Here is a 20,187-nt window from a genome sequence, read left to right as displayed (position 1 = left end):
ACGTAAGAACTACAGAGCGAGTCAGTTTTTTACTTCACCAGTGAATGCGCCTCGCCGGCGAGGAAGACGGTGATATTTTGCGTCAGCGCCTGGGCGACAAACGCCGTCAACACCTCCGGCAGTAGCGGCTCATCGACGTAGGCCAGGCTAAGGTGGTTGCTTTGATGCCCCGCCATCAGGTCATCGCGTGAGATACCGTCCAGGACGGCGTTGAGCAGCGGCCATTCGTAGTTTGTGGCCTTACGACGGCGCTCAAATTCATTGTGTGGCAGCTCAACCGCCGTACCGGTGCCGATATGCATAATGACCTGCGAACCTTCGTAGTGCGCGCGCGCCCAGATAAAGCGCCCCGCCTTGCCCTGACCGGCAATCGTGGAACCTCCGTATGGGAAGAACATCGGCGGCTGTCGGTAGCCGGTCGCGCCGGCAATACCGCCTTTGAGATGGGCAAAGGGTACGGCGCCGGAGATTTCCAGGTCCCAATAGAAGGTGCCTTCGTAGTCGCTGCCCCAGCGGATGTCATGCAGGGTGGTCTCGCTCTCCATGCCGAGAGCGCTGAGCAGTTTGGCGAGCATGATTTGCGGAACGGCGCTGCCCATGTCTACTTCGTTGATACAGGTGATTGGCGCATCCGGGCAGATAGTGCGGCCCTGTTCATCCGGGATCGGGAAGCGTTCCGCGTTGCCGATAGCGCCTTCAGCAAAGTCCGAGGCTGCGCAGCTGTCTTTTAGCCCCTGCTGATACTGCACGCCTACCGCTGACAGCCCGAAGCGTTGCACGAAGCGCGCCATGGCAATCATCATCGCGCACTGTTCCAGCACCTGTTCACGGGTGAGCTCTTTGGTGCTGTCCTGGCCGAATTTGAACTGCATCCCGCGGCTTTCATACCACTCGAGGCAGGCTTCCCGCAGCGCCTGTGGCACTTTACCCATCTCAACCAGCAGCGCCGATTGCGACAGCGACTCCACCGGAATACCGATATCAATCATCGCTTTCTGCGGGAAGACGCCGTTAATCATCCCCATGCAGAAGGTATCGAACAGACCGACAATCGCTTTGTGCTTGAGGAGAGATTGCCCTACCTTCACGCCAATCTGTCCGGCATCGCTTGCCAGTAAAGGGGCGCTGGCGGCAACCGGATGCAGATAGCCCAGCTTATGGCTGAGGTGCCCGTCGCGAAGCCAGGTATCCAGGCCGAGCATAAAGCGGTCGTCGCTAAAGGTTTCCGACCACAGGCGCGAGTAGGGACGCTCAAGGCTGGTCAGGCAGCCTGCCATGCAAAGCATGCCGACAAGACCGGGCCAGGTGCCATCGAAGTTTGCCAGCAGCAGGATCGGGCCGCGATGGTGAACCAGTGAAGGGGCAATGTGGTGTGAATACTGCCAGGCGGTGAGCAGGACGATAACCGGTGCGTCAGGATCGATTCTGGCGAAAAGATCGCTGCCTTCTTTCTGGCTGCTGATAAAGCCGTGACCACGGCTTTCATTGACCGGATGTGCACGGCGTAGACTGTAGCCGAGCTTTTCCAGCGCCGTTGCGAGGCGTTGTTCAAATAGCTTCTGAGTGGGCCAGCAGGTGACGTTTGCCGGTTCACGCAGGTCGGCGTTGGTGACCATTAACACTTCACCGGGCTGCGTGGTGAGGGTGTCGGCTTCATGGGGCAGAGATAAATTCAGCATAAGACGTTCTCCTGTAGGGGCAGTCATTTATTGGTCTTGTAAGGGGGCCGGCATGAACTTAAGGAACTGTTGTTGGGCGCGCTGCTGGTCGTCGTACATCATCAGGTAGACCTCATACTTCGCGAGGTGGAAAGCCTGAATGTCGGGAGACAGGTCGGCCAGAACGGTTGTGCCTGCGTGACTCATGGTGCGGGCCGCATCGGGGAAGCCGCTGAAGTCGCCGCAGGCCACGCTGCCGAGCAGAGCGGCGCCAAGGGTGACGGCATCATCTTCCGCCGCCAGGTGAATATCGCAGCCGGTGGCGTTTGCGTATTCGCGCAGCCACAGCGGATTTTTGGTGGCGCCACCGCACATCATGATGCGGGAAACCTGATGCCCGGCATCGCGCATGGCTTCAATGATGTGACGGGTTCCGTAGGCAATCGCTTGTAGGGTGGCAAGGTAGAGACGGGCAAGCCCCGTAGCACCGGTTTCCAGCGTCAGGCCGTAGATAGCGCCGCGCGCCTGCGGGTTAGCGCGTGGAGAGCGGTTGCCGTGGTGATCGCCCAACACGTGCAGTTGGCGGGTGGGCCAGCGCTCCTGGCGCTCAAGGGCATCAACCCATTGATTAAGCAGTTGGTAAGTGGAGATGCCGAGCGCGCTGGCTTCCTGACGAACGGCAGGCCAGTGAGCGTGCTGCTGTAGCGTCCATTCGACCAATGCCCCTGCGGCGCTTTGCCCGCCTTCATTCAGCCAGAGACCGGGCAGCATCGCGCCGTAGTAAGGGCCCCATACGCCAGGAATATCAATCGGTTGTGGGCTGACAATCATATGGCAGTTGGAGGTACCGCTGATTATCGCCAGGCTTCCCTCCGGCTGGCTGCCGCTGAGGGAGAGCCCCCCCGCGTGAGCATCGATGATCCCACTGGCCACCACCACATCTTCGGTTAACCCCCAACGTGCGGCGACGTCTGGCTGGAGATAGCCTGCTTTCGCCCCCAACGGCAAGACGGTGGCAGGGATCTTCTCGATCGCATCCTCAAGGCCGACGGCGGCGAGCAGCGTGGCGCTAAACCGCTGTTCGTGAGCGAGATAGTTCCATTTGCAGGTCAGGGTGCAGACGCTGGCGACATCAGCGCCGCTGGCTCGCCAGACCAGATAGTCGGCGAGATCGAACAGGCGCCATGCCTGGCGGTAGCGTTCGGGAAAGTGGCGTTTCAGCCAGAGGATCTTGGGCAGTTCCATCTCCACGCTCACCTCGCCGCCGACGTAGCGTAGCGCTGCGTCGTGAGTTTGATTGATGTCGAGGGTTTCCTGCTGCGCGCGATGATCCATCCACATCATGATGTCGCGTTCGGGATGACCGTCGCGTGAAACGGGGATGCCGCTGCCGTCTTGCGCCACAACGACCAGCGAGCAGGTCGCGTCAAAGCCAATGGAGCGGATCAATGCCGGATCGATAGCCGCGCTTTTCACGCACTCTGCAACGGCATCGCCGATGGCCTGCCATATTTCGGTGGCAGACTGTTCTACGCAATCGCCCGTACTATGGAATTGGCTTATTGGTTTGACGATAAAGGCCAGTCTTTCGCCGTTTCCGGTGAAGATCCCTGCTCTGACGCTGGCCGAACCCACGTCAACGCCGATGTATGCCTGTCCTTTCATGGTTAATCCTCTTGGCTAACTCGAATTAGCAAATTAGGTCAAAAGAAAAGCAGGAACAATTTCTTTACCGAGGATCTGTGATGGCTATCAAACAGACATTTTTATTAAATTGATTTTAAAGGATTATTTTATTCTGGTTTTCTTGTGACCGAATAAAGGGTAGTCAGAGAGGACCGCGTCTGAAATTAAGGGGAGAAAGTTAGCGAAACGGCATTCGTGAATTAATACACGATATATTTTTATTTATACATTTGAATATTAATGATTTTGTTAATTTTTTTGTCCTGGCGTGCCGTTGGCCACTGAGCTGACCAGTCAAAATTTAACCGATCCGGCTCACACTCTTTTAGTATTTCCGTTGTGAATATTTGTTCGTTGTTATAATTAGCTAATTCGAGTTAGCTTTTAAGCGCGACTGCTTGTCAAAGCGGTTAACCCGGCGCAGACCAATCTGACAATAACTATTCAGGACAGAGGATTTAATGATGACTATGCTTACCTCGCCAGCCATTACCCCTGCAGAAAACGAACCGATATCGCTGCAAAAACAAGAACGTAGGAAGCTGATTACGGTTCTTGGCTCTGGGTTATCCGGTACGACTATCGAATTTTACGACTTCTTCATTTACGGGACGGCGGCAGCGCTGGTCTTCCCATCGCTCTTTTTCCCGAATCTGTCGCCGCTGATGGGGTTGCTGGTTTCGTTTCTGACGCTGTCGATAACCTTTGTGAGCCGCCCGATTGGTGCCATCGTATTCGGTCACTACGGCGATAAAATTGGCCGTAAGAAATCGCTGGTGCTGTCGCTGATGATCATGGGGATCTCGACTTTCCTTATCGGGCTTATCCCGAGCTATAACACCATTGGTAATGCCGCGCCGTTGATCCTGATTTTCCTGCGTCTGTGCCAGGGCTTCGCCATCGGCGGAGAGTGGGGCGGGGCCACCACGCTGATAACCGAGTACGCGCCGCGCAACCGTCGTGGTTTCTTCGGTACCTTCGTGCAGTTGGGTAACGTACTGGGCCTGTTTATTGCCACCGGGGTGTTTGCGCTGGTGGTGATGCTGCCGGAAGACGATCTGATGTCATGGGGCTGGCGAGTGCCGTTCCTGCTGAGTATTGCGCTGCTGTTTGTTGGTATGTTTATTCGCTCCCGCATTGAAGAGACGCCGGTTTTTAAAGAGAACCAGAAAAAGCAGAAAACGACGCAAACGAATGAGCAGAAATTCCCGATTCTAACGGTGCTAAAGCACCATCGCAAAGCGGTATTCCTGGCGATGGGTATGCGCATGGGCGAGATTGTGCTGGGGTGGTTAACGGTGGCCTTCTTCATGTCCTACGTGACTCGCGAGCTCAATTTTACCCGCGAGACCGCGCTGAACGGGCTGCTGCTGGCGAGCTTTGTCGGTATCTTCACCTTCCCGTTCTTTGGCTGGCTTTCCGATAAAATTGGTCGTCGCCCGGTGTATCTTGCGGGGGCGGCGATCACGCTTATTTTCGCGTTTCCGCTGTTCTGGATGATTGATTCCGGCTCGGTGAAAATGTTTATGTTCGCCACCACCTTCTGCTACTCCGTTGGGCTCGGCATGATGTTCAGCGTTCAGCCCGCCTTCTTCTCTGAGCTGTTTGATACCAGCGTTCGCTATACCGGGGTATCACTGGGCTTCCAACTGGCCAATATTGTCGGGGGGTTAACGCCGATGATTGCGACGCTTCTGATTGCCTGGTCCGGCGGGGCGTCGTGGCCTATCTCGCTGTTCCTCGCCTGCATGGCGCTGGTCACTATTCTGTGCGTTTGCGTCACACGCGAAAGCTACAATGATGAGCTGAATGCGGTAAATAAATAGCGCGCGTTTTACCGACTATAAATAGAGCAGGGCTGGTGATATTTCGTCAGCCCCAGCGTGCCGATGTATGGCTATAACGTCAGTTGCTCAACGAAGTGACCGGTGAACCTTGTGCGGCAAATGAAAAGGGGATGCTGGTGATAGAAGAGAGTATTTCCAGCTATCCCAACGTCGCCCATTCGGAGAAAGAAGCGATCATGGCGCTGGTAGATAGTCGGATAGGCAACTTTGGCCGCCCGGCAAAATGCTACGACGCACGATCCAGGCGATTGAGGTGGGATGATGGGGTTGGGTTTATCAAGGTAAAAGGGCTGACGATTTCTCGTCAGCCCTTTTTTATCTGGTGGCCCCTGTTGGGTTTGAACCAACGACCAAGCGATTATGAGTCGCCTGCTCTAACCACTGAGCTAAGGGGCCGGGTAGCGGACGATTATAAAGTAACAGCGAGCGCCAATCCAGCGCTAAGCGCGCACATGCTGTTTTTATAAACAATGCATTTTCAATTCGTTATACTGATCCCACGATGTATTGGTCGAGAATATTATGGTTAAGGACATTATTGATTCGGGGCTGCGCGTGCTGTTCTGCGGCATTAACCCGGGGCTGTCATCTTCTTCTCTGGGCTATCCCTTTGCCCATCCGGCAAACCGCTTCTGGAAGGTGCTGCATCTTGCGGGGTTTACCGAGCGTCAGTTGAAGCCGGAAGAGGCGGAGCAGATGCTGACGTTTCGCTGCGGCGTCACCAAGCTGGTTGAACGCCCGACGGTGCAGGCGAGCGAGGTCAGCTTGCAGGAACTGCGCAGCGGCGGGCAGGCGCTGATTGAGAAGGTTGAGCGTTATAAGCCAGCTGCTCTGGCGGTGCTCGGCAAGCAGGCCTTTGAGCGCGGTTTAGGGCAGCGTGGGGCGACGTGGGGTAAGCAGACCTACATGATTGGTGATACCGAGGTGTGGGTGTTGCCGAACCCAAGCGGGCTGAGTCGGATTACGTTGGATAAGCTGGTGGAGGCATATCAGGAATTGGACGTGGCGTTGAAGGCGCGCGGCCTGTAGCCCGGATAAGCGCAGCGCCATCCGGCAGTATATGTGCAAATTGCCGGATGGCGGCGTAAACGCCTTATCCAGCCTACGGGGCTACTCCGGCCTGTAGCCCGGCCAAGCGCAGCGCCGCCGGGAAAGCGCAGAATCGCAGACAAAAAAAAGCTCCCTAATGGGAGCTTTTTTACGTTTTTACCGGGGCGATTAATCGTCCAGGAAGCTACGCAGCACTTCAGAGCGGCTTGGGTGACGCAGTTTACGCAGCGCCTTCGCTTCGATCTGACGGATACGTTCGCGGGTAACGTCGAACTGTTTACCCACTTCTTCCAGCGTGTGGTCGGTGTTCATATCGATACCGAAACGCATACGCAGGACTTTCGCTTCACGGGCGGTCAGGCCAGCCAGAACGTCGTGGGTGGCAGCGCGCAGACTCTCGGTAGTTGCGGAGTCCAGCGGCAGCTCGAGGGTAGTATCCTCGATGAAGTCACCCAGATGCGAATCTTCATCGTCGCCGATTGGCGTTTCCATGGAGATCGGCTCTTTGGCGATTTTCAGCACCTTACGAATCTTGTCTTCTGGCATCAGCATGCGCTCGGCCAGCTCTTCCGGTGTCGGTTCACGACCCATCTCTTGCAGCATCTGGCGGGAGATACGGTTGAGCTTGTTGATGGTCTCAATCATATGCACCGGAATACGGATGGTGCGCGCCTGGTCTGCGATAGAACGGGTGATCGCCTGACGGATCCACCAGGTTGCGTAGGTGGAGAACTTGTAGCCGCGACGGTATTCAAACTTATCTACCGCTTTCATCAGGCCGATGTTGCCTTCCTGAATCAGGTCAAGGAACTGCAGACCACGGTTGGTGTATTTCTTGGCGATAGAAATAACCAGACGTAAGTTTGCTTCAACCATCTCTTTCTTCGCACGGCGGGCTTTCGCTTCACCGATGGACATACGACGGTTGATATCTTTAACCTGCTCGATGGTCAGGCCGGTCTCTTCTTCAATCTGCTGCAGCTTCTGCAGGCTGCGCATAACGTCTTCTTTCACGTCATGCAGCTTTTCAGACCAAGGTTTGTTCATCGCGATAGCCGCGTTGAACCAGGTTTCGCTGGTTTCGTTGCCGGTGAACAGAGTGATGAAGTTTTTCTTCGGCATTTTGCACTGTTCAACGCACATCTTCATGATGATACGTTCCTGGGTACGCACGCGGTCCATCATGGTACGCATGCTGTTAACCAGGTAGTCGAACTGCTTCGGTACCAGACGGAACTGCTTGAATACTTCAGACAGCTTCAGGATCTCTTCCTGAGCGCTGGCATGGCTACGGCCTTTTGCTTTGATCGTGTCGCGAGTGATTTCGTACTGGGTACGCAGCTCGCCAAATTTCTCACGTGCCAGCTCAGGGTCGATGCTGTTGTCATCGTCGCTGCTGTCGTCGCTGTCGTCGTCTTCGTCTTCATCGTCGTCATCCATCTCTTCCTGAGACAGTTCGGAACCGACGTGAGTGGCGGTAGGCGCCATATCTTCTTCAGCGTTCGGGTCAACGAAACCGGTGATCAGGTCAGACAGACGCGCTTCTTCAGCTTCAACGCGATCGTACTGTTCCAGCAGGTAGGTAATGGCTTCTGGGTATTCGGCAACGGAGCACTGAACCTGGTTGATCCCGTCTTCGATGCGTTTGGCGATGTCGATTTCGCCTTCACGGGTCAGCAGTTCTACCGTACCCATTTCGCGCATGTACATGCGCACCGGGTCGGTCGTACGCCCGATTTCGGATTCCACGCTGGACAGAACCTGTGCAGCCGCTTCTTCCGCGTCTTCATCAGTGTTGTTGGAGGTTTCAGCCAGCAACAGATCATCGGCATCCGGCGCTTCTTCCATCACCTGAATGCCCATGTCGTTGATCATTTGGATGATGTCTTCGATCTGATCTGAATCGACGATATCTTCCGGCAGATGGTCATTGACCTCGGCATAGGTCAGATAGCCTTGCTCCTTACCACGCTGGACAAGAAGCTTGAGCTGTGACTGCGGGTTTTGCTCCATAAGACGGTATCCACACTTAATTCATTTGATTGGTGTCGGTCGGCGAACGAACCGCCGACATTTAAAGCGAGGGCGTACTTATATTAGTGCCGCTGCGCCTCGAGCGGCTGTCGGGGGCTTCCCGAACGGTATTCGGCAGTTAAGCCGTTAAATTCATTTTTTTTCCAGGGCCTGTCTGATTTCCCAGAACTCCCTGCGTTCTTCACTGCTTAAACCGTGCGTGCGATCGCGAGCTATCAACTCTTCCTGTCGCTGTTCAAGCATTGAATCAAAAATTCGGTTGAGCGTATCGGTGAACATTTTTTCAACGTTCTCATCCTTTATATCGTTCCAGGCTGAGAGTTTTTCAAGTGTTGAGTACTCACTTGTTCCACGATAGTTCTCTAAAAGCTGGCCTGTTGTCAGGCCCGGTTGCGCAACGCACAGGTTCACCAGTTGGGTGAACAGGCTGAGACCCGGTAGCTTTGTCTGCGCCAGCCCATGCATAGGCGGGACAAGTGGTGCCAGATTTGGGTTTTGCACCAGTAGCCCTATAAGTATACGCATAGGCGTCTGTTTTATCTGCTGAGTCGGGCGAACAACCCCACTTTCTGCCTGTTTAGGCATTAAACGATCAAGTTGTGCATCGTCAAAGATGCCTAGCTTCAGACCCAGCGTCTGGCGCAACTGAATGCGGTGCGCGTCGCCTGGTACCTGGCTGATTAACGGTAGCGCCAGGGCTGCGAGCTGCGTGCTGCCGTCTGGTGTACTCAGGTCAACCTGTGGCAGGAGGCTATTAAATAAGAACACGGAGAGCGGTTGTGCATGCTCCATCCGGGCTTCAAAAGCCTCTTTGCCTTCTTTACGAACCAGCGTGTCCGGGTCTTCACCGTCGGGCAGGAACATAAAGCGTAGCTGACGACCGTCGGTCATGTAAGGCATTGCCGTTTCCAGCGCACGCCATGCGGCGTCGCGCCCGGCGCGGTCGCCGTCGTAACAGCAAATAACGTTATTCGTCGCACGGAACAGCATATGCATGTGGTCGGCTGTGGTTGATGTACCCAGCGAAGCCACCGCGTAGTTAATACCGTATTGCGCGAGGGCGACGACATCCATATAGCCTTCGACAACCAGCAGGCGCTGGGGTTCCGCGCTGTGCTGCTGGGCTTCATAAAGGCCATAAAGCTGGCGACCTTTATGGAAAATATCGGTTTCCGGGGAGTTGAGGTATTTCGGCGTATCGTTACCTAATACGCGACCACCAAATCCAATCACCCGGCCTCGTTTGTCGCGAATCGGGAACATCACGCGATTGCGGAAACGGTCGTACGTTCTTCCCTGGTCGTTGTTGACCAGCATTCCGGCATCGAGCAGCAGCTTTCTGTTGTCGACATTACCGCCGAAACGTTTTAAAGCGTTGTCCCAGCCTGGCGGTGCAAAACCAATAGCAAAACGCTGGACAATCTCGGCGCTTAGGCCGCGTTGCTCCAGGTACTGGCGTGCAGGCTCGGCGATGGGTTGCGTGAAGGATTGCTGATAAAAATCATTTAATCCTTCCATGAGTTGATAGAGATTTTGTCGTTGATGACGCTCTATCTGGCTCAGGCCTGTTCCGGCTTCATACGGCACTTCAAGATTGTGCATGGCCGCCAGTTCTTCAACGGTTTCAACGAACTCGAGCTTGTCATAGTTCATTAAAAAGTCGATGGCATTGCCGTGCGCGCCGCAGCCGAAGCAGTGGTAAAACTGCTTATCACCGTTCACGGTGAAAGAGGGGGTTTTCTCGTTATGGAACGGACAGCACGCATGGTAATTCTTGCCCTGCTTTTTCAGCTTCACCCGTGCATCGATCAGATCGATGATGTCGGTGCGCGCCAGCAGATCATTAATAAATACGCGTGGGATTCGTCCAGCCATAGGCCCCGTTTATTTGAAGACGTATAAACGAAAACAAGCCGCGCATTCCTTTCGGAAGCACGGCCTTGCAACTACAACTCGGTCTGACAATTGAGAGCCGATGCTCTCAAAAGATTAGTACAGACGAGTACGGCGTGCGTTTTCGCGAGCCAGTTTCTTCGCGTGACGTTTCACTGCAGAAGCTTTAGCGCGCTTACGTTCGGTAGTCGGTTTTTCATAGAACTCACGACGACGAACTTCCGCCAGAACACCTGCTTTTTCGCAGGAACGCTTGAAGCGACGCAGAGCTACGTCGAACGGCTCGTTTTCACGTACTTTAATTACCGGCATGTGCCTCTCACCTTTGATTAATTCGGTTTGCTGCTGGCATCAGCGCCAGCTTATTTCAAAATGGTGCGGAATTTTACTGCAACTACTGCTGCTTTGTAAAGCACCGGTGCCTTTTTTGAAATGAACTTTTTAAGGGTGAGGAGTATACACGAGGCAGCTTCCTGGGGCGAACAATGTTTTACAAGCCGGGAGAGAAAACCTAAACTGCGCGGTATTGAAACGAGGTAAATATAGCCATGCGTGTACTGGGTATTGAAACATCCTGCGATGAAACCGGCATCGCAATTTATGACGATGAAAAAGGTCTGTTAGCCAACCAACTGTATAGTCAGGTGAAATTACACGCTGACTACGGCGGCGTGGTGCCTGAACTGGCGTCGCGCGACCACGTGCGTAAAACGGTGCCGCTGATCCAGGAGGCCTTGAAAGAGGCTAATCTGACGGCGAAAGATATTGATGCTGTGGCCTATACCGCAGGCCCTGGTCTGGTCGGGGCGCTGCTGGTTGGTGCTACCGTTGGTCGCTCTCTGGCGTTTGCCTGGAACGTGCCGGCGATTCCTGTACACCATATGGAAGGGCACCTTCTGGCACCAATGCTGGAAGATAATCCGCCTGAATACCCGTTTGTAGCGCTGCTGGTTTCCGGTGGCCATACGCAGTTGATTAGCGTGACCGGCATCGGCGAATACACGCTGCTCGGTGAGTCGATTGACGATGCGGCGGGCGAAGCCTTTGATAAAACGGCGAAGCTGCTCGGTCTGGACTATCCTGGCGGCCCAATGCTGTCAAAACTGGCCTCGCAGGGCACGGAAGGACGCTTTGTCTTCCCGCGTCCAATGACCGACCGTCCGGGTCTGGACTTCAGCTTCTCTGGCCTGAAAACGTTCGCGGCCAATACCATCCGTAATAACGAGGCTGACGACCAAACTCGCGCCGATATTGCCCGTGCATTTGAAGATGCGGTGGTGGATACGCTGATGATCAAGTGCAAACGCGCGCTGGATCAAACCGGTTTTAAGCGCCTGGTGATGGCGGGCGGCGTGAGCGCCAACCGTACGCTGCGCGCGAAGCTGGCCGAAATGATGCAGAAACGTCGCGGCGAAGTGTTCTATGCACGTCCTGAGTTCTGCACCGATAACGGCGCGATGATTGCCTATGCGGGGATGGTACGTCTGAAAACCGGCGTGAATGAATCGCTGGGCGTGACCGTTCGTCCGCGCTGGCCGCTGGCTGAACTTCCTGCGGCGTAAACGCCTTATCCGGCCTACGCGGTCTGTAGCCCGGGCGAGGCGTTTAGCCGACCCCGGGATTGCCCCTTTCTACTTTTCTTCTTTCTTCTGTTTACGCTTTTTCAAACGCGCCCAGATTTTTGTCTCCTGACGTCGCCATAGGCGTTGAATATTGTCATGATGACGCAAAAGAATCAGACACGAGAGCATCGACACCGGGAAGGTGTATTGGGGTTTAAACCACCAGACGTAAAACGGCGCGACCAGCGCGCTGACGATGGCGCCAAGCGAAGAATAGCCGCTCAGCAGAATGGTCAGCAGCCAGGTCCCGGCCATCACGCCGGTGAGGTCCCAGCCGATAGGCGCAATGGCGCCGAAAGCGGTAGCAACGCCTTTACCGCCCTGAAAATGGAAAAATACCGGCCAGATGTGGCCCAGACAGGCGGCAATCGCCACCAGGCCTAGCCAGAATGGGGAAAGGCCAAGGGCATACGCGCCCCAAACGGGCAGCATCCCTTTCAGGATGTCGAAAATCAGCACGGTTGCGGCTGCGCCTTTTCCGCCGATGCGTAACACATTAGTGGCCCCGGGATTACCGGAACCACTGGCGCGAGGGTCAGGTAACCCCGCGATGCGGCAGACCAGAATGGCGCTGGAAATTGAGCCGCAAAGGTAGGCGAGGATGATCATTCCAGGCTCGATTGCACTCATAACGCTGTTCCATTTTGAAAATGTCGAAGTATTCTCTGCATCTGTGGATAATACGCATAATTCGCCGGAAGTGGTATCCGGTTTAGCCTAAAACCAAGCAGGTCGTGATGGATATTGTATTTATAGAGCAACTTTCGGTAATCACCACTATTGGTGTTTATGACTGGGAACAGACCATTGAACAGAAGCTGGTGTTCGATATCGAATTAGGCTGGGATAACCGTAAAGCCGCCGCCAGCGACAACGTGGATGACTGCCTGAGCTATGCGGATATCAGCGAAGCGGTAGTCAGGCATGTCGAAGGCAGCCGTTTTGCGCTGGTTGAACGCGTAGCAGAAGAGCTGGCCGAGCTGCTGATGTCTCGCTTTAACTCCCCGTGGGTGCGTATCAAAGTCAGCAAACCAGGTGCCGTCGCCCGCGCGGCGAACGTCGGCGTTATTATTGAGCGTGGCCATAATCCGAAATAAAAGTATCAGCAGTAATATTATTTAAACCAAAGTGATTTATACCGGTCATAGTGCCGGGTTTATTTTATTGTTTACTTTTTAAGGGTTTATTAATGAGCGATATACACTCGCTGCTGGTCGCGGCAATTTTGGGTGTGGTCGAAGGACTGACGGAGTTTCTGCCCGTATCCAGTACCGGACATATGATAATCGTAGGTCATCTACTGGGGTTTGAAGGCGATACCGCGGATACCTTTGAAGTGGTTATCCAGCTCGGTTCGATTCTGGCAGTGGTGGTGATGTTCTGGCGCCGTCTGTTTGGGCTGATTGGCATCAACTTCGGGCGTCCGCCGGTTCACGAAGGTGAAGGCTCCGGGCGTTTATCGCTGATTCATATTCTGCTTGGCATGATCCCCGCAGTGGTGCTGGGGCTGGTGCTGCACGATAAAATTAAATCGCTATTTAACCCGGTTAACGTGATGTACGCCCTGATTGTGGGCGGCCTGCTGTTAATCGCCGCTGAGCTGCTGAAACCGAAAAAACCAAGCGCGGTGGGCATTGATGATATGAACTATCGTCAGGCCTTTGCGATTGGCTGCTTCCAGTGTCTGGCGCTGTGGCCTGGCTTCTCTCGCTCCGGGGCGACGATTTCTGGCGGGATGCTGATGGGCGTAAGCCGCTACGCGGCCTCAGAGTTCTCGTTCCTGCTGGCGGTGCCGATGATGATGGGCGCGACGGTGCTGGATCTCTATAAGAGCTGGCACTTCCTGACCGCCGCCGACATCCCGATGTTCGCGGTAGGCTTTGTGATGGCGTTCCTGGTTGCGTTGGTGGCCATTAAAACCTTCCTGCAGCTCGTGAAACGGATTTCGTTTATTCCGTTCGCTATCTATCGCTTCGTTGTGGCAGCCGCGGTTTACGTGGTCTTCTTCTGATGAAGAGCCCTCAGTCTTTGGGCTGAGGGCAACGCTTTTCCTTCCAGTTCGCAACCGCCTGAATTCGACGGCGCGTCAGTTCTTCTCGAATCTCCGGCCCTTTAAAGCCATCGTCGATAACTTCTTTATTACCCACGGCTTTCGCTGCCTGCCAGGCTTCGCGGAGCAAGCGTCCCTGCGGATAGTCACAGGCTTCAAAGTGAGTGCGGCCCCGCACGTCCGCCTCGCTGGTCAGCGCAATCTGCTCAATGCGCTGCGGCTTGCGCCAGGCGTCTAATGTATCAAAAAGCTTCACCAGCGTTTTGGGCTGCAGAATGGGCAAGGTATGGATGAGGTCGTGGAACTCGGCAACCAGCTTTGCCAGGTCGCGCATCTCGTTGGGTACCTTCAGGCGCTGGCAGAGCTGTTCAACCAGCTTCACGCCTGCCGGACCATGGCCGTGGTGACGCGGCCAGAGCGCTTTTGGCGTAAGGCCTTTGCCTAAATCGTGGCACAGCGTGGCAAAGCGAACATCAATGTCCGGGCTCAGCATCGCCGCCATGGTCACGGTCATCAATGTATGCACGCCGGTATCAATTTCCGGGTGCCATTTTTCCGGTGCCGGTACGCCATACAGTGCATCAATTTCCGGGAATAACACCTTCAGCGCGCCGCAGTCGCGAAGCGTCTGGAAGAAGACCTGTGGGTTACGCGTGCCGAGCGCATTTTCGGTTTCTTTCCAGACGCGTTCTGCCGTCAGATGGGCGAGCTCGCCTGCGTCAGTCATTTCGCGCATCAGCGTCATGGTTTCATCGGCAATCCGGAAACTCAGGTGGGCATAGCGTGCGGCAAAGCGAGCCACGCGCAGGACGCGCAGCGGGTCTTCGCCAAAAGCGGGGGAGACGTGACGCAGAATGCGCTGTTGAAGGTCGTTACGGCCGCCGTAAGGGTCGATAATCGTCCCGTCGGCATCCTGAGCCAGCGCGTTGACGGTTAAATCGCGGCGCAGCAGGTCCTGCTCCAGCGTGACGTCCGGCGCGGCATAGCAGGTGAAGCCGGTATAGCCCGAACCCGATTTTCGTTCGGTGCGGGCAAGCGCGTACTCTTCGTGGCTTTCAGGGTGGAGGAAAACGGGAAAGTCGCGGCCTACCTGCTGGTAGCCCGCGTCGAGCATTTGTTGCGGCGTGGCGCCGACCACCACCCAATCTTTATCTTTGACCGGTAGCCCTAACAACCCGTCCCGAACTGCACCACCGACCAGATAACTCTTCACGCCACGCTTCTCCTCGACATTATTCCTTTCTGGATAATACGAAAGAAGCACTGAGAACGCGAATCGGGGTTAGTTCATCCAGCGATCTTTGCGCTTACGGCTCGGGATGATGTGTGGCAGAACCAGACCCAGGAGCAGACCCATACCCAGCACACCGCCACCGTACATAAACCACTGCATAATGATGGTACGTTGCTTGTCATCCAGCTGCAGATTGGCGGCGTTCACTTTTTTCTGCGCGACAATAAGCTCATTCTTAAGCTTCTGGTTTTCATTTTTTAAACCATTAATCACGCTATCACTCTGGGCGACCTTTTTCTGCATTTCAGAGGTGCGCTGGTTCCAGGTGGTGTCGATATTATTGAGCTTGTCGGTCAGGGTTTTGACCTGATTTTCCAGATCCGGCACACGGGTACGCAGGCTAGGCGTCGCGGTCAGTTCCTTCAGCGGGATCCAGGCGGTGCGGCCGTTGCTGTCGCGAACCTGACCGTACTGGGTCGCATCGTTGGTTTGCAGCAGGGTCACTTCTTCGCCCGCGTTCACGGTGCCCGCCAGGCGGTAGTTATCACCCGGGCCGCTACGGACCCAAGTGTTCAATTCGTCGGAAACGTAGCGCTTTTCATCAGCGTGCGCGATGGTGGAAGCGGTAAGTGTCAGTAAAGTAATGGCAATTAAGCGTAATTTTGGCATCAGATCATCGTTTTTGTCATAAAAGTGGAACGATAGTAGTGGCAACAGTCTGACGACGCAAAGCATTCTGCGGCAATCAGAATCCTCCAGGAGGAAAAAACGCCATCAGCGATTAGCCCGACAAATTGCGCATTGCATGGCAATTTGTCGCAAAATACTATCTACTGACAAAAAGAATACCTGTAAGTTCGCCACAAAGGTATTTCCGGGCAACGAAACCACAAGAATTCAATCATGGCTCAAGAAATCGAATTAAAATTTATCGTCGATAACGCTGGCGTTGAGACGCTGCGTAACCACCTTAGCACCCTCGATGCAGAGCATACGCCTGCAACTCAGTTACTGAATATCTATTACGAAACCGCCGATAGCTGGCTGCGCCGCCACGATATGGGGCTGCGTATTCGCGGCGATAACGGTCGCTATGAGATGACGATGAAAATCGCCGGGCGCACCGTAGGCGGGCTGCATCAGCGCCCGGAATACAATATTGATATCAGTACTCCAGAGCTGGCGCTCGATAAGCTGCCGGCAGAAGTCTGGCCGAACGGTGAGATGCCGGAAGGGCTGGCGGAGCAGGTGCAACCGCTGTTCAGCACCGATTTCCTGCGCGAGAAGTGGGTGGTGTCACAGGGGAAAAGCCGCATTGAGGTCGCGCTGGATCTGGGCGATGTTAAAGCCGGTGAGCATCAGGAAGCTATCTGCGAACTGGAGCTCGAACTGCTGAACGGCGAAACCACCGACGTGCTGGCGCTGGCGAAACAGCTGGCGGAAACCGGCCTGCTGCGTCAGGGCAGCCTGAGCAAAGCCGCTCGCGGATACCATCTGGCGCAGGGCAATGAAGCTCGCGTGATGAAACCGCTGACCATTCTTTCACTGCCGCCGAAAGCGACGGTAGGCCAGGCGCTGGAAGCGGCGCTTGAAAACGCGCTCGCCCACTGGCAGTACCACGAAGAGCTGTGGCTGCGCGGCAACAAAAAAGCGAAGGTAGAAGTGCTGAATGCGCTGGGTCTGGTTCGCCATATCCTGACGCTGTTTGGCGGCATTGTGCCGCGTAAGGCCAGCGCCGCGCTGCGCGATGGGCTGACCCAGATTGATGCGCTGATGGCGAGCGATGCGTCCGCGCACGAGGTGGTATTCAGCCGTGAGACGGCGCTGACCAAGCTTGCTTACACCGAGTGGTTGGTACAGCGCGGCTGGGAAGCGTTCCTTGACGCTAAAGCAGAAGCCAAAATGGCCGATTCATTTAAGCGCTTTGCTGATATTCATCTTTCTCGCCAGGCCGCTGAACTGCGCACCGTTTTTGCTTACCCGTTGGGTGATGCCTACGGCGATCAGTTACCGCGCCTGATTCGCGATATCAACACCGTTCAACTGCTGGCGGGCTATTACGATACCGACCAGGCTGAACGCTGGCTGGCGAACTGGCAGGGCTTGCGCCACGCGATTGAAACTCGCCAACACATTGAAATTGAACATTTCCGTAATGAGGCTCTGTCGGTCGAGCCGTTCTGGTTGCACAGCGGAAAACGTTAATTAACTTCAGGGAACCCGCGTATGACGCCGCTTTCTTCGCAGTTACAGCAGCACTGGCAAACGCTCGTTGAGCGAGCCCCGGATGATTTTCCTATCGAGTCGCTTGGCGTGGAAGCGCAGGCTGTTTTCACCTTTAGTGATTTTGTTCAGCAAAGTGTAACGGCGCACCCCGAGTGGCTGGCGTCGCTGGAAAGCGACCCGCCGCAGGCGGATGAGTGGCGGCAATATGCGGGTTGGCTCCAGGCGGAGCTGGCTGAGGTTTATGATGAAACGGCGCTGATGCGCACCCTGCGGCTATTTCGCCGCCGGGTGATGGTGCGTATTGCCTGGGCGCAGGCGCTGTCGCAGGTCTCCGAAGAAGATACGCTCCAGCAACTGAGTCATCTGGCGGAAACGCTGATCGTCAACGCGCGTAACTGGCTCTACGAGGCCTGCTGCCGCGATTGGGGCACGCCGTGCAGCGCAGAGGGCGTGCCGCAGCCGCTGCTAATCCTCGGGATGGGCAAGCTGGGCGGCGGAGAGCTGAACTTCTCCTCCGATATCGACCTGATCTTTGCCTGGCCAGAACATGGCAGTACCCAGGGCGGGCGTCGCGAACTGGATAACGCCCAGTTCTTTACCCGCCTCGGCCAGCGCCTGATTAAGGTGCTGGATCAGCCAACGCAGGATGGTTTCGTCTACCGCGTTGATATGCGCCTACGGCCGTTTGGCGACAGTGGCCCGCTGGTGCTGAGCTTTGCCGCGCTGGAAGATTATTACCAGGAGCAAGGGCGCGACTGGGAGCGCTATGCCATGGTCAAAGCGCGGATCATGGGCGATGACGACGGCGTGTACACCAGCGAGCTGCGGGCGATGCTGCGGCCGTTCGTCTTCCGTCGCTATATCGACTTCAGCGTGATCCAGTCGCTGCGTAATATGAAAGGGATGATCACCCGCGAAGTCCGCCGCCGTGGCCTGAAGGACAACATCAAGCTTGGCGCGGGCGGCATTCGTGAAATCGAGTTTATCGTTCAGGTCTTTCAGCTGATCCGCGGCGGACGCGAGCCGATGCTGCAAAGCCGCTCGCTGCTGCCGACGCTCAAGGCCATTGAAACCTTGAATCTGCTGTCGGAAACCGACGCACAGGCGCTGCGTGAGGCATATCTGTTCCTACGTCGCCTCGAAAACCTGCTGCAAAGCATTAACGACGAACAGACGCAGACCCTGCCTGGTGATGACCTCAACCGCGCCCGTCTGGCGTGGGGAATGCATTTTTCCGATTGGAGTTCGCTGACCGAGCGGCTGGATGCCTTGATGGCGGAAGTGCGCCGCGTATTCAACGAACTTATCGGTGACGATGAAGAGCCTTCGCAGGAAGAGCAGCTTTCGGAGTCCTGGCGCGAGCTGTGGCAGGACACCCTGCAGGAAGATGATTCTCCGTCGGGGCTGGTGCATCTGAGCAATGACGACCGCCATCGCGTGCTGTCGCAAATTGCCGATTTCCGCAAAGAGCTGGATAAACGCACCATTGGCCCGCGTGGGCGTCAGGTGCTGGACTCGCTGATGCCGCATCTGCTGAGCGAAGTGTGCTCGCGCGAAGACGCCACGGTGCTGCTCACGCGCATTACCCCGCTGCTGAGCGGCATCGTTACTCGTACCACCTACCTCGAGCTGTTAAGCGAATATCCTGGCACCTTAAAGCATCTAATCCGTCTGTGTGCTGCATCGCCGATGGTGGCAAGCCAGCTGGCACGCTACCCGTTGCTGTTGGATGAGCTGCTCGACCCGAACACGCTCTACCAGCCAACGGCGACCGACGCCTATCGTGATGAGCTACGCCAGTATCTGCTACGTGTACCGGAAGAGGACGAAGAGCAGCAGCTGGAAGCCCTACGTCAGTTTAAGCAGGCGCAGCTGCTGCACATTGCCGCCGCCGATATTGCCGGGACGTTGCCGGTGATGAAGGTCAGCGACCACTTAACCTGGCTGGCAGAGGCGATGATTGGTGCCGTTGTCCAGCAGGCGTGGGTACAGATGGTGGCGCGCTACGGCCAGCCAATGCATCTGCGGGAGCGCCACGGTCGCGGTTTTGCAGTGATTGGCTACGGTAAGCTCGGCGGATGGGAACTGGGCTATAGCTCAGATTTGGATCTGGTCTTCCTGCACGACTGCCCGATGGACGCCATGACTGACGGCGAACGAGAAATCGATGGCCGTCAGTTCTATCTGCGTCTGGCGCAGCGCATTATGCACCTGTTCAGCACCCGTACTTCATCCGGTATTTTGTATGAGGTTGATGCGCGGCTACGCCCCTCCGGTGCGGCGGGTATGCTGGTAACTACCGCCGAATCGTTTGCTGACTATCAGCAAAACGAAGCGTGGACCTGGGAGCATCAGGCGCTGGTGCGCGCCCGCGTGGTCTACGGTGACCCGCAGTTGCAGCAGCAGTTTGACGAGATCCGTCGACGTATTCTGACTACCCCGCGCGAGGGCGCGGCGCTGCAAACCGAAGTGCGCGAAATGCGTGAAAAAATGCGCGCGCATCTGGGCGGCAAGCAACGTTATCGTTTTGATATTAAAACCGATGCGGGTGGGATAACCGATATTGAGTTTATTACCCAGTATCTGGTGCTGCGCTATGCCCACGAGAAGCCGAAGCTGACCCGCTGGTCGGATAACGTGCGCATTCTCGAACTGCTGGCGCAAAACGACATTATGGACGAGCACGAAGCACAGGCGCTCACCCGCGCCTACACCACGTTGCGCGATGCGTTACATCATCTGGCGCTTCAGGAACTGCCGGGAAATGTGGACTTATCAAGCTTCGTGCGGGAGCGTGAACTGGTCAGCGCCAGCTGGCAGAAGTGGCTGGTTCAACCGTGAAATGTGATATTATCGCGCCAAAATTTTGATTCTCCCAGGAGACAAG

The 20,187-nt window shown here is 55.6% G+C and carries 15 protein-coding genes and 1 tRNA gene; 7 read left to right on the top strand and 9 right to left on the bottom strand.

Annotation, left to right across the window (positions count from 1 at the left end; all coding sequences use genetic code 11):
- Positions 1-29: 29 nt before the first annotated feature.
- Both ACH1XZ_RS13175 and ACH1XZ_RS13170 read right to left on the bottom strand, forming a co-directional pair.
- The gene (locus tag ACH1XZ_RS13175; RefSeq protein WP_395595927.1) at positions 30-1,679 is read right to left on the bottom strand and encodes a signal transduction protein; all 1,650 of its coding nucleotides are present in this window, start codon (positions 1,677-1,679) and stop codon (positions 30-32) included.
- Between the two features lie 27 nt (positions 1,680-1,706).
- Positions 1,707-3,323, bottom strand: a complete 1,617-nt coding sequence (locus ACH1XZ_RS13170) for an FGGY-family carbohydrate kinase (protein WP_395595926.1) — start codon at positions 3,321-3,323, stop codon at positions 1,707-1,709.
- Positions 3,324-3,808: 485 nt separating this feature from the next.
- On the opposite strand from ACH1XZ_RS13170, the gene ACH1XZ_RS13165 reads away from it, so the two are divergent.
- The gene (locus ACH1XZ_RS13165; protein ID WP_395596056.1) at positions 3,809-5,170 is read left to right on the top strand and encodes an MFS transporter; all 1,362 of its coding nucleotides are present in this window, start codon (positions 3,809-3,811) and stop codon (positions 5,168-5,170) included.
- 341 nt (positions 5,171-5,511) lie between these two features.
- Here ACH1XZ_RS13165 and ACH1XZ_RS13160 read toward each other — a convergent pair.
- Positions 5,512-5,587: transfer RNA gene (locus ACH1XZ_RS13160), tRNA-Ile, on the bottom strand.
- A gap of 126 nt (positions 5,588-5,713) precedes the next feature.
- Between ACH1XZ_RS13160 and mug the strand changes: the two genes are divergently transcribed.
- Positions 5,714-6,220 (top strand): G/U mismatch-specific DNA glycosylase, encoded by a 507-nt coding sequence (gene mug / locus ACH1XZ_RS13155; protein ID WP_395595925.1) that lies wholly within the window; start codon positions 5,714-5,716, stop codon positions 6,218-6,220.
- 189 nt (positions 6,221-6,409) lie between these two features.
- On the opposite strand, the gene rpoD is transcribed toward mug, so the two are convergent.
- From rpoD to rpsU, 3 genes are all read right to left on the bottom strand, one after another.
- Entirely contained in the window at positions 6,410-8,254 is a 1,845-nt protein-coding gene (gene rpoD / locus ACH1XZ_RS13150; protein ID WP_035893681.1) for an RNA polymerase sigma factor RpoD, read from the bottom strand.
- Between the two features lie 153 nt (positions 8,255-8,407).
- Positions 8,408-10,150: a DNA primase gene (dnaG, locus tag ACH1XZ_RS13145; RefSeq protein ID WP_035893683.1), complete on the bottom strand. Its 1,743-nt coding sequence runs from the start codon at positions 10,148-10,150 to the stop codon at positions 8,408-8,410.
- A gap of 114 nt (positions 10,151-10,264) precedes the next feature.
- Positions 10,265-10,480 (bottom strand): 30S ribosomal protein S21, encoded by a 216-nt coding sequence (gene rpsU / locus ACH1XZ_RS13140; RefSeq protein WP_001144069.1) that lies wholly within the window; start codon positions 10,478-10,480, stop codon positions 10,265-10,267.
- A gap of 236 nt (positions 10,481-10,716) precedes the next feature.
- On the opposite strand from rpsU, the gene tsaD reads away from it, so the two are divergent.
- Positions 10,717-11,730 carry a tRNA (adenosine(37)-N6)-threonylcarbamoyltransferase complex transferase subunit TsaD gene (gene tsaD / locus ACH1XZ_RS13135; RefSeq protein ID WP_202217157.1) on the top strand — a complete coding sequence of 338 codons (1,014 nt, stop codon included), beginning with the start codon at positions 10,717-10,719 and terminating at the stop codon, positions 11,728-11,730.
- A gap of 69 nt (positions 11,731-11,799) precedes the next feature.
- Here tsaD and plsY read toward each other — a convergent pair whose 3' ends face one another.
- Positions 11,800-12,420 (bottom strand): glycerol-3-phosphate 1-O-acyltransferase PlsY, encoded by a 621-nt coding sequence (gene plsY, locus ACH1XZ_RS13130; RefSeq protein WP_395595924.1) that lies wholly within the window; start codon positions 12,418-12,420, stop codon positions 11,800-11,802.
- Positions 12,421-12,527: 107 nt separating this feature from the next.
- Between plsY and folB the strand changes: the two genes are divergently transcribed.
- Positions 12,528-12,887 carry a bifunctional dihydroneopterin aldolase/7,8-dihydroneopterin epimerase gene (gene folB, locus ACH1XZ_RS13125; RefSeq protein ID WP_395595923.1) on the top strand — a complete coding sequence of 120 codons (360 nt, stop codon included), beginning with the start codon at positions 12,528-12,530 and terminating at the stop codon, positions 12,885-12,887.
- A gap of 92 nt (positions 12,888-12,979) precedes the next feature.
- A complete protein-coding gene (gene bacA / locus ACH1XZ_RS13120) occupies positions 12,980-13,801 on the top strand; it encodes an undecaprenyl-diphosphate phosphatase (RefSeq protein ID WP_395595922.1) in 822 nt (273 codons plus the stop codon).
- A gap of 10 nt (positions 13,802-13,811) precedes the next feature.
- Here the strand turns inward: bacA and ACH1XZ_RS13115 are convergent, their stop codons facing one another.
- Positions 13,812-15,053, bottom strand: coding sequence for a multifunctional CCA addition/repair protein (locus tag ACH1XZ_RS13115; RefSeq protein WP_395595921.1), 1,242 nt, complete (start codon positions 15,051-15,053; stop codon positions 13,812-13,814).
- Between the two features lie 69 nt (positions 15,054-15,122).
- Positions 15,123-15,743, bottom strand: a complete 621-nt coding sequence (locus ACH1XZ_RS13110; RefSeq protein WP_395595920.1) for a TIGR04211 family SH3 domain-containing protein — start codon at positions 15,741-15,743, stop codon at positions 15,123-15,125.
- A 234-nt stretch (positions 15,744-15,977) separates the two neighbouring features.
- Between ACH1XZ_RS13110 and ACH1XZ_RS13105 the strand changes: the two genes are divergently transcribed.
- Together ACH1XZ_RS13105 and glnE are read left to right on the top strand one after the other, a co-directional pair.
- A complete protein-coding gene (locus tag ACH1XZ_RS13105) occupies positions 15,978-17,279 on the top strand; it encodes a CYTH domain-containing protein (protein ID WP_395595919.1) in 1,302 nt (433 codons plus the stop codon).
- A 21-nt stretch (positions 17,280-17,300) separates the two neighbouring features.
- Entirely contained in the window at positions 17,301-20,141 is a 2,841-nt protein-coding gene (glnE, locus tag ACH1XZ_RS13100; RefSeq protein WP_395595918.1) for a bifunctional [glutamate--ammonia ligase]-adenylyl-L-tyrosine phosphorylase/[glutamate--ammonia-ligase] adenylyltransferase, read from the top strand.
- Positions 20,142-20,187: the final 46 nt, after the last annotated feature.

The sequence above is a fragment of the Kluyvera chengduensis genome (assembly GCF_044197065.1).
Classification (GTDB): Bacteria; Pseudomonadota; Gammaproteobacteria; order Enterobacterales; family Enterobacteriaceae; genus Kluyvera; species Kluyvera ascorbata_C.
Note: the sequence above shows the minus strand (reverse complement) of the source record. Positions and strands in the feature narration are given on the sequence as shown.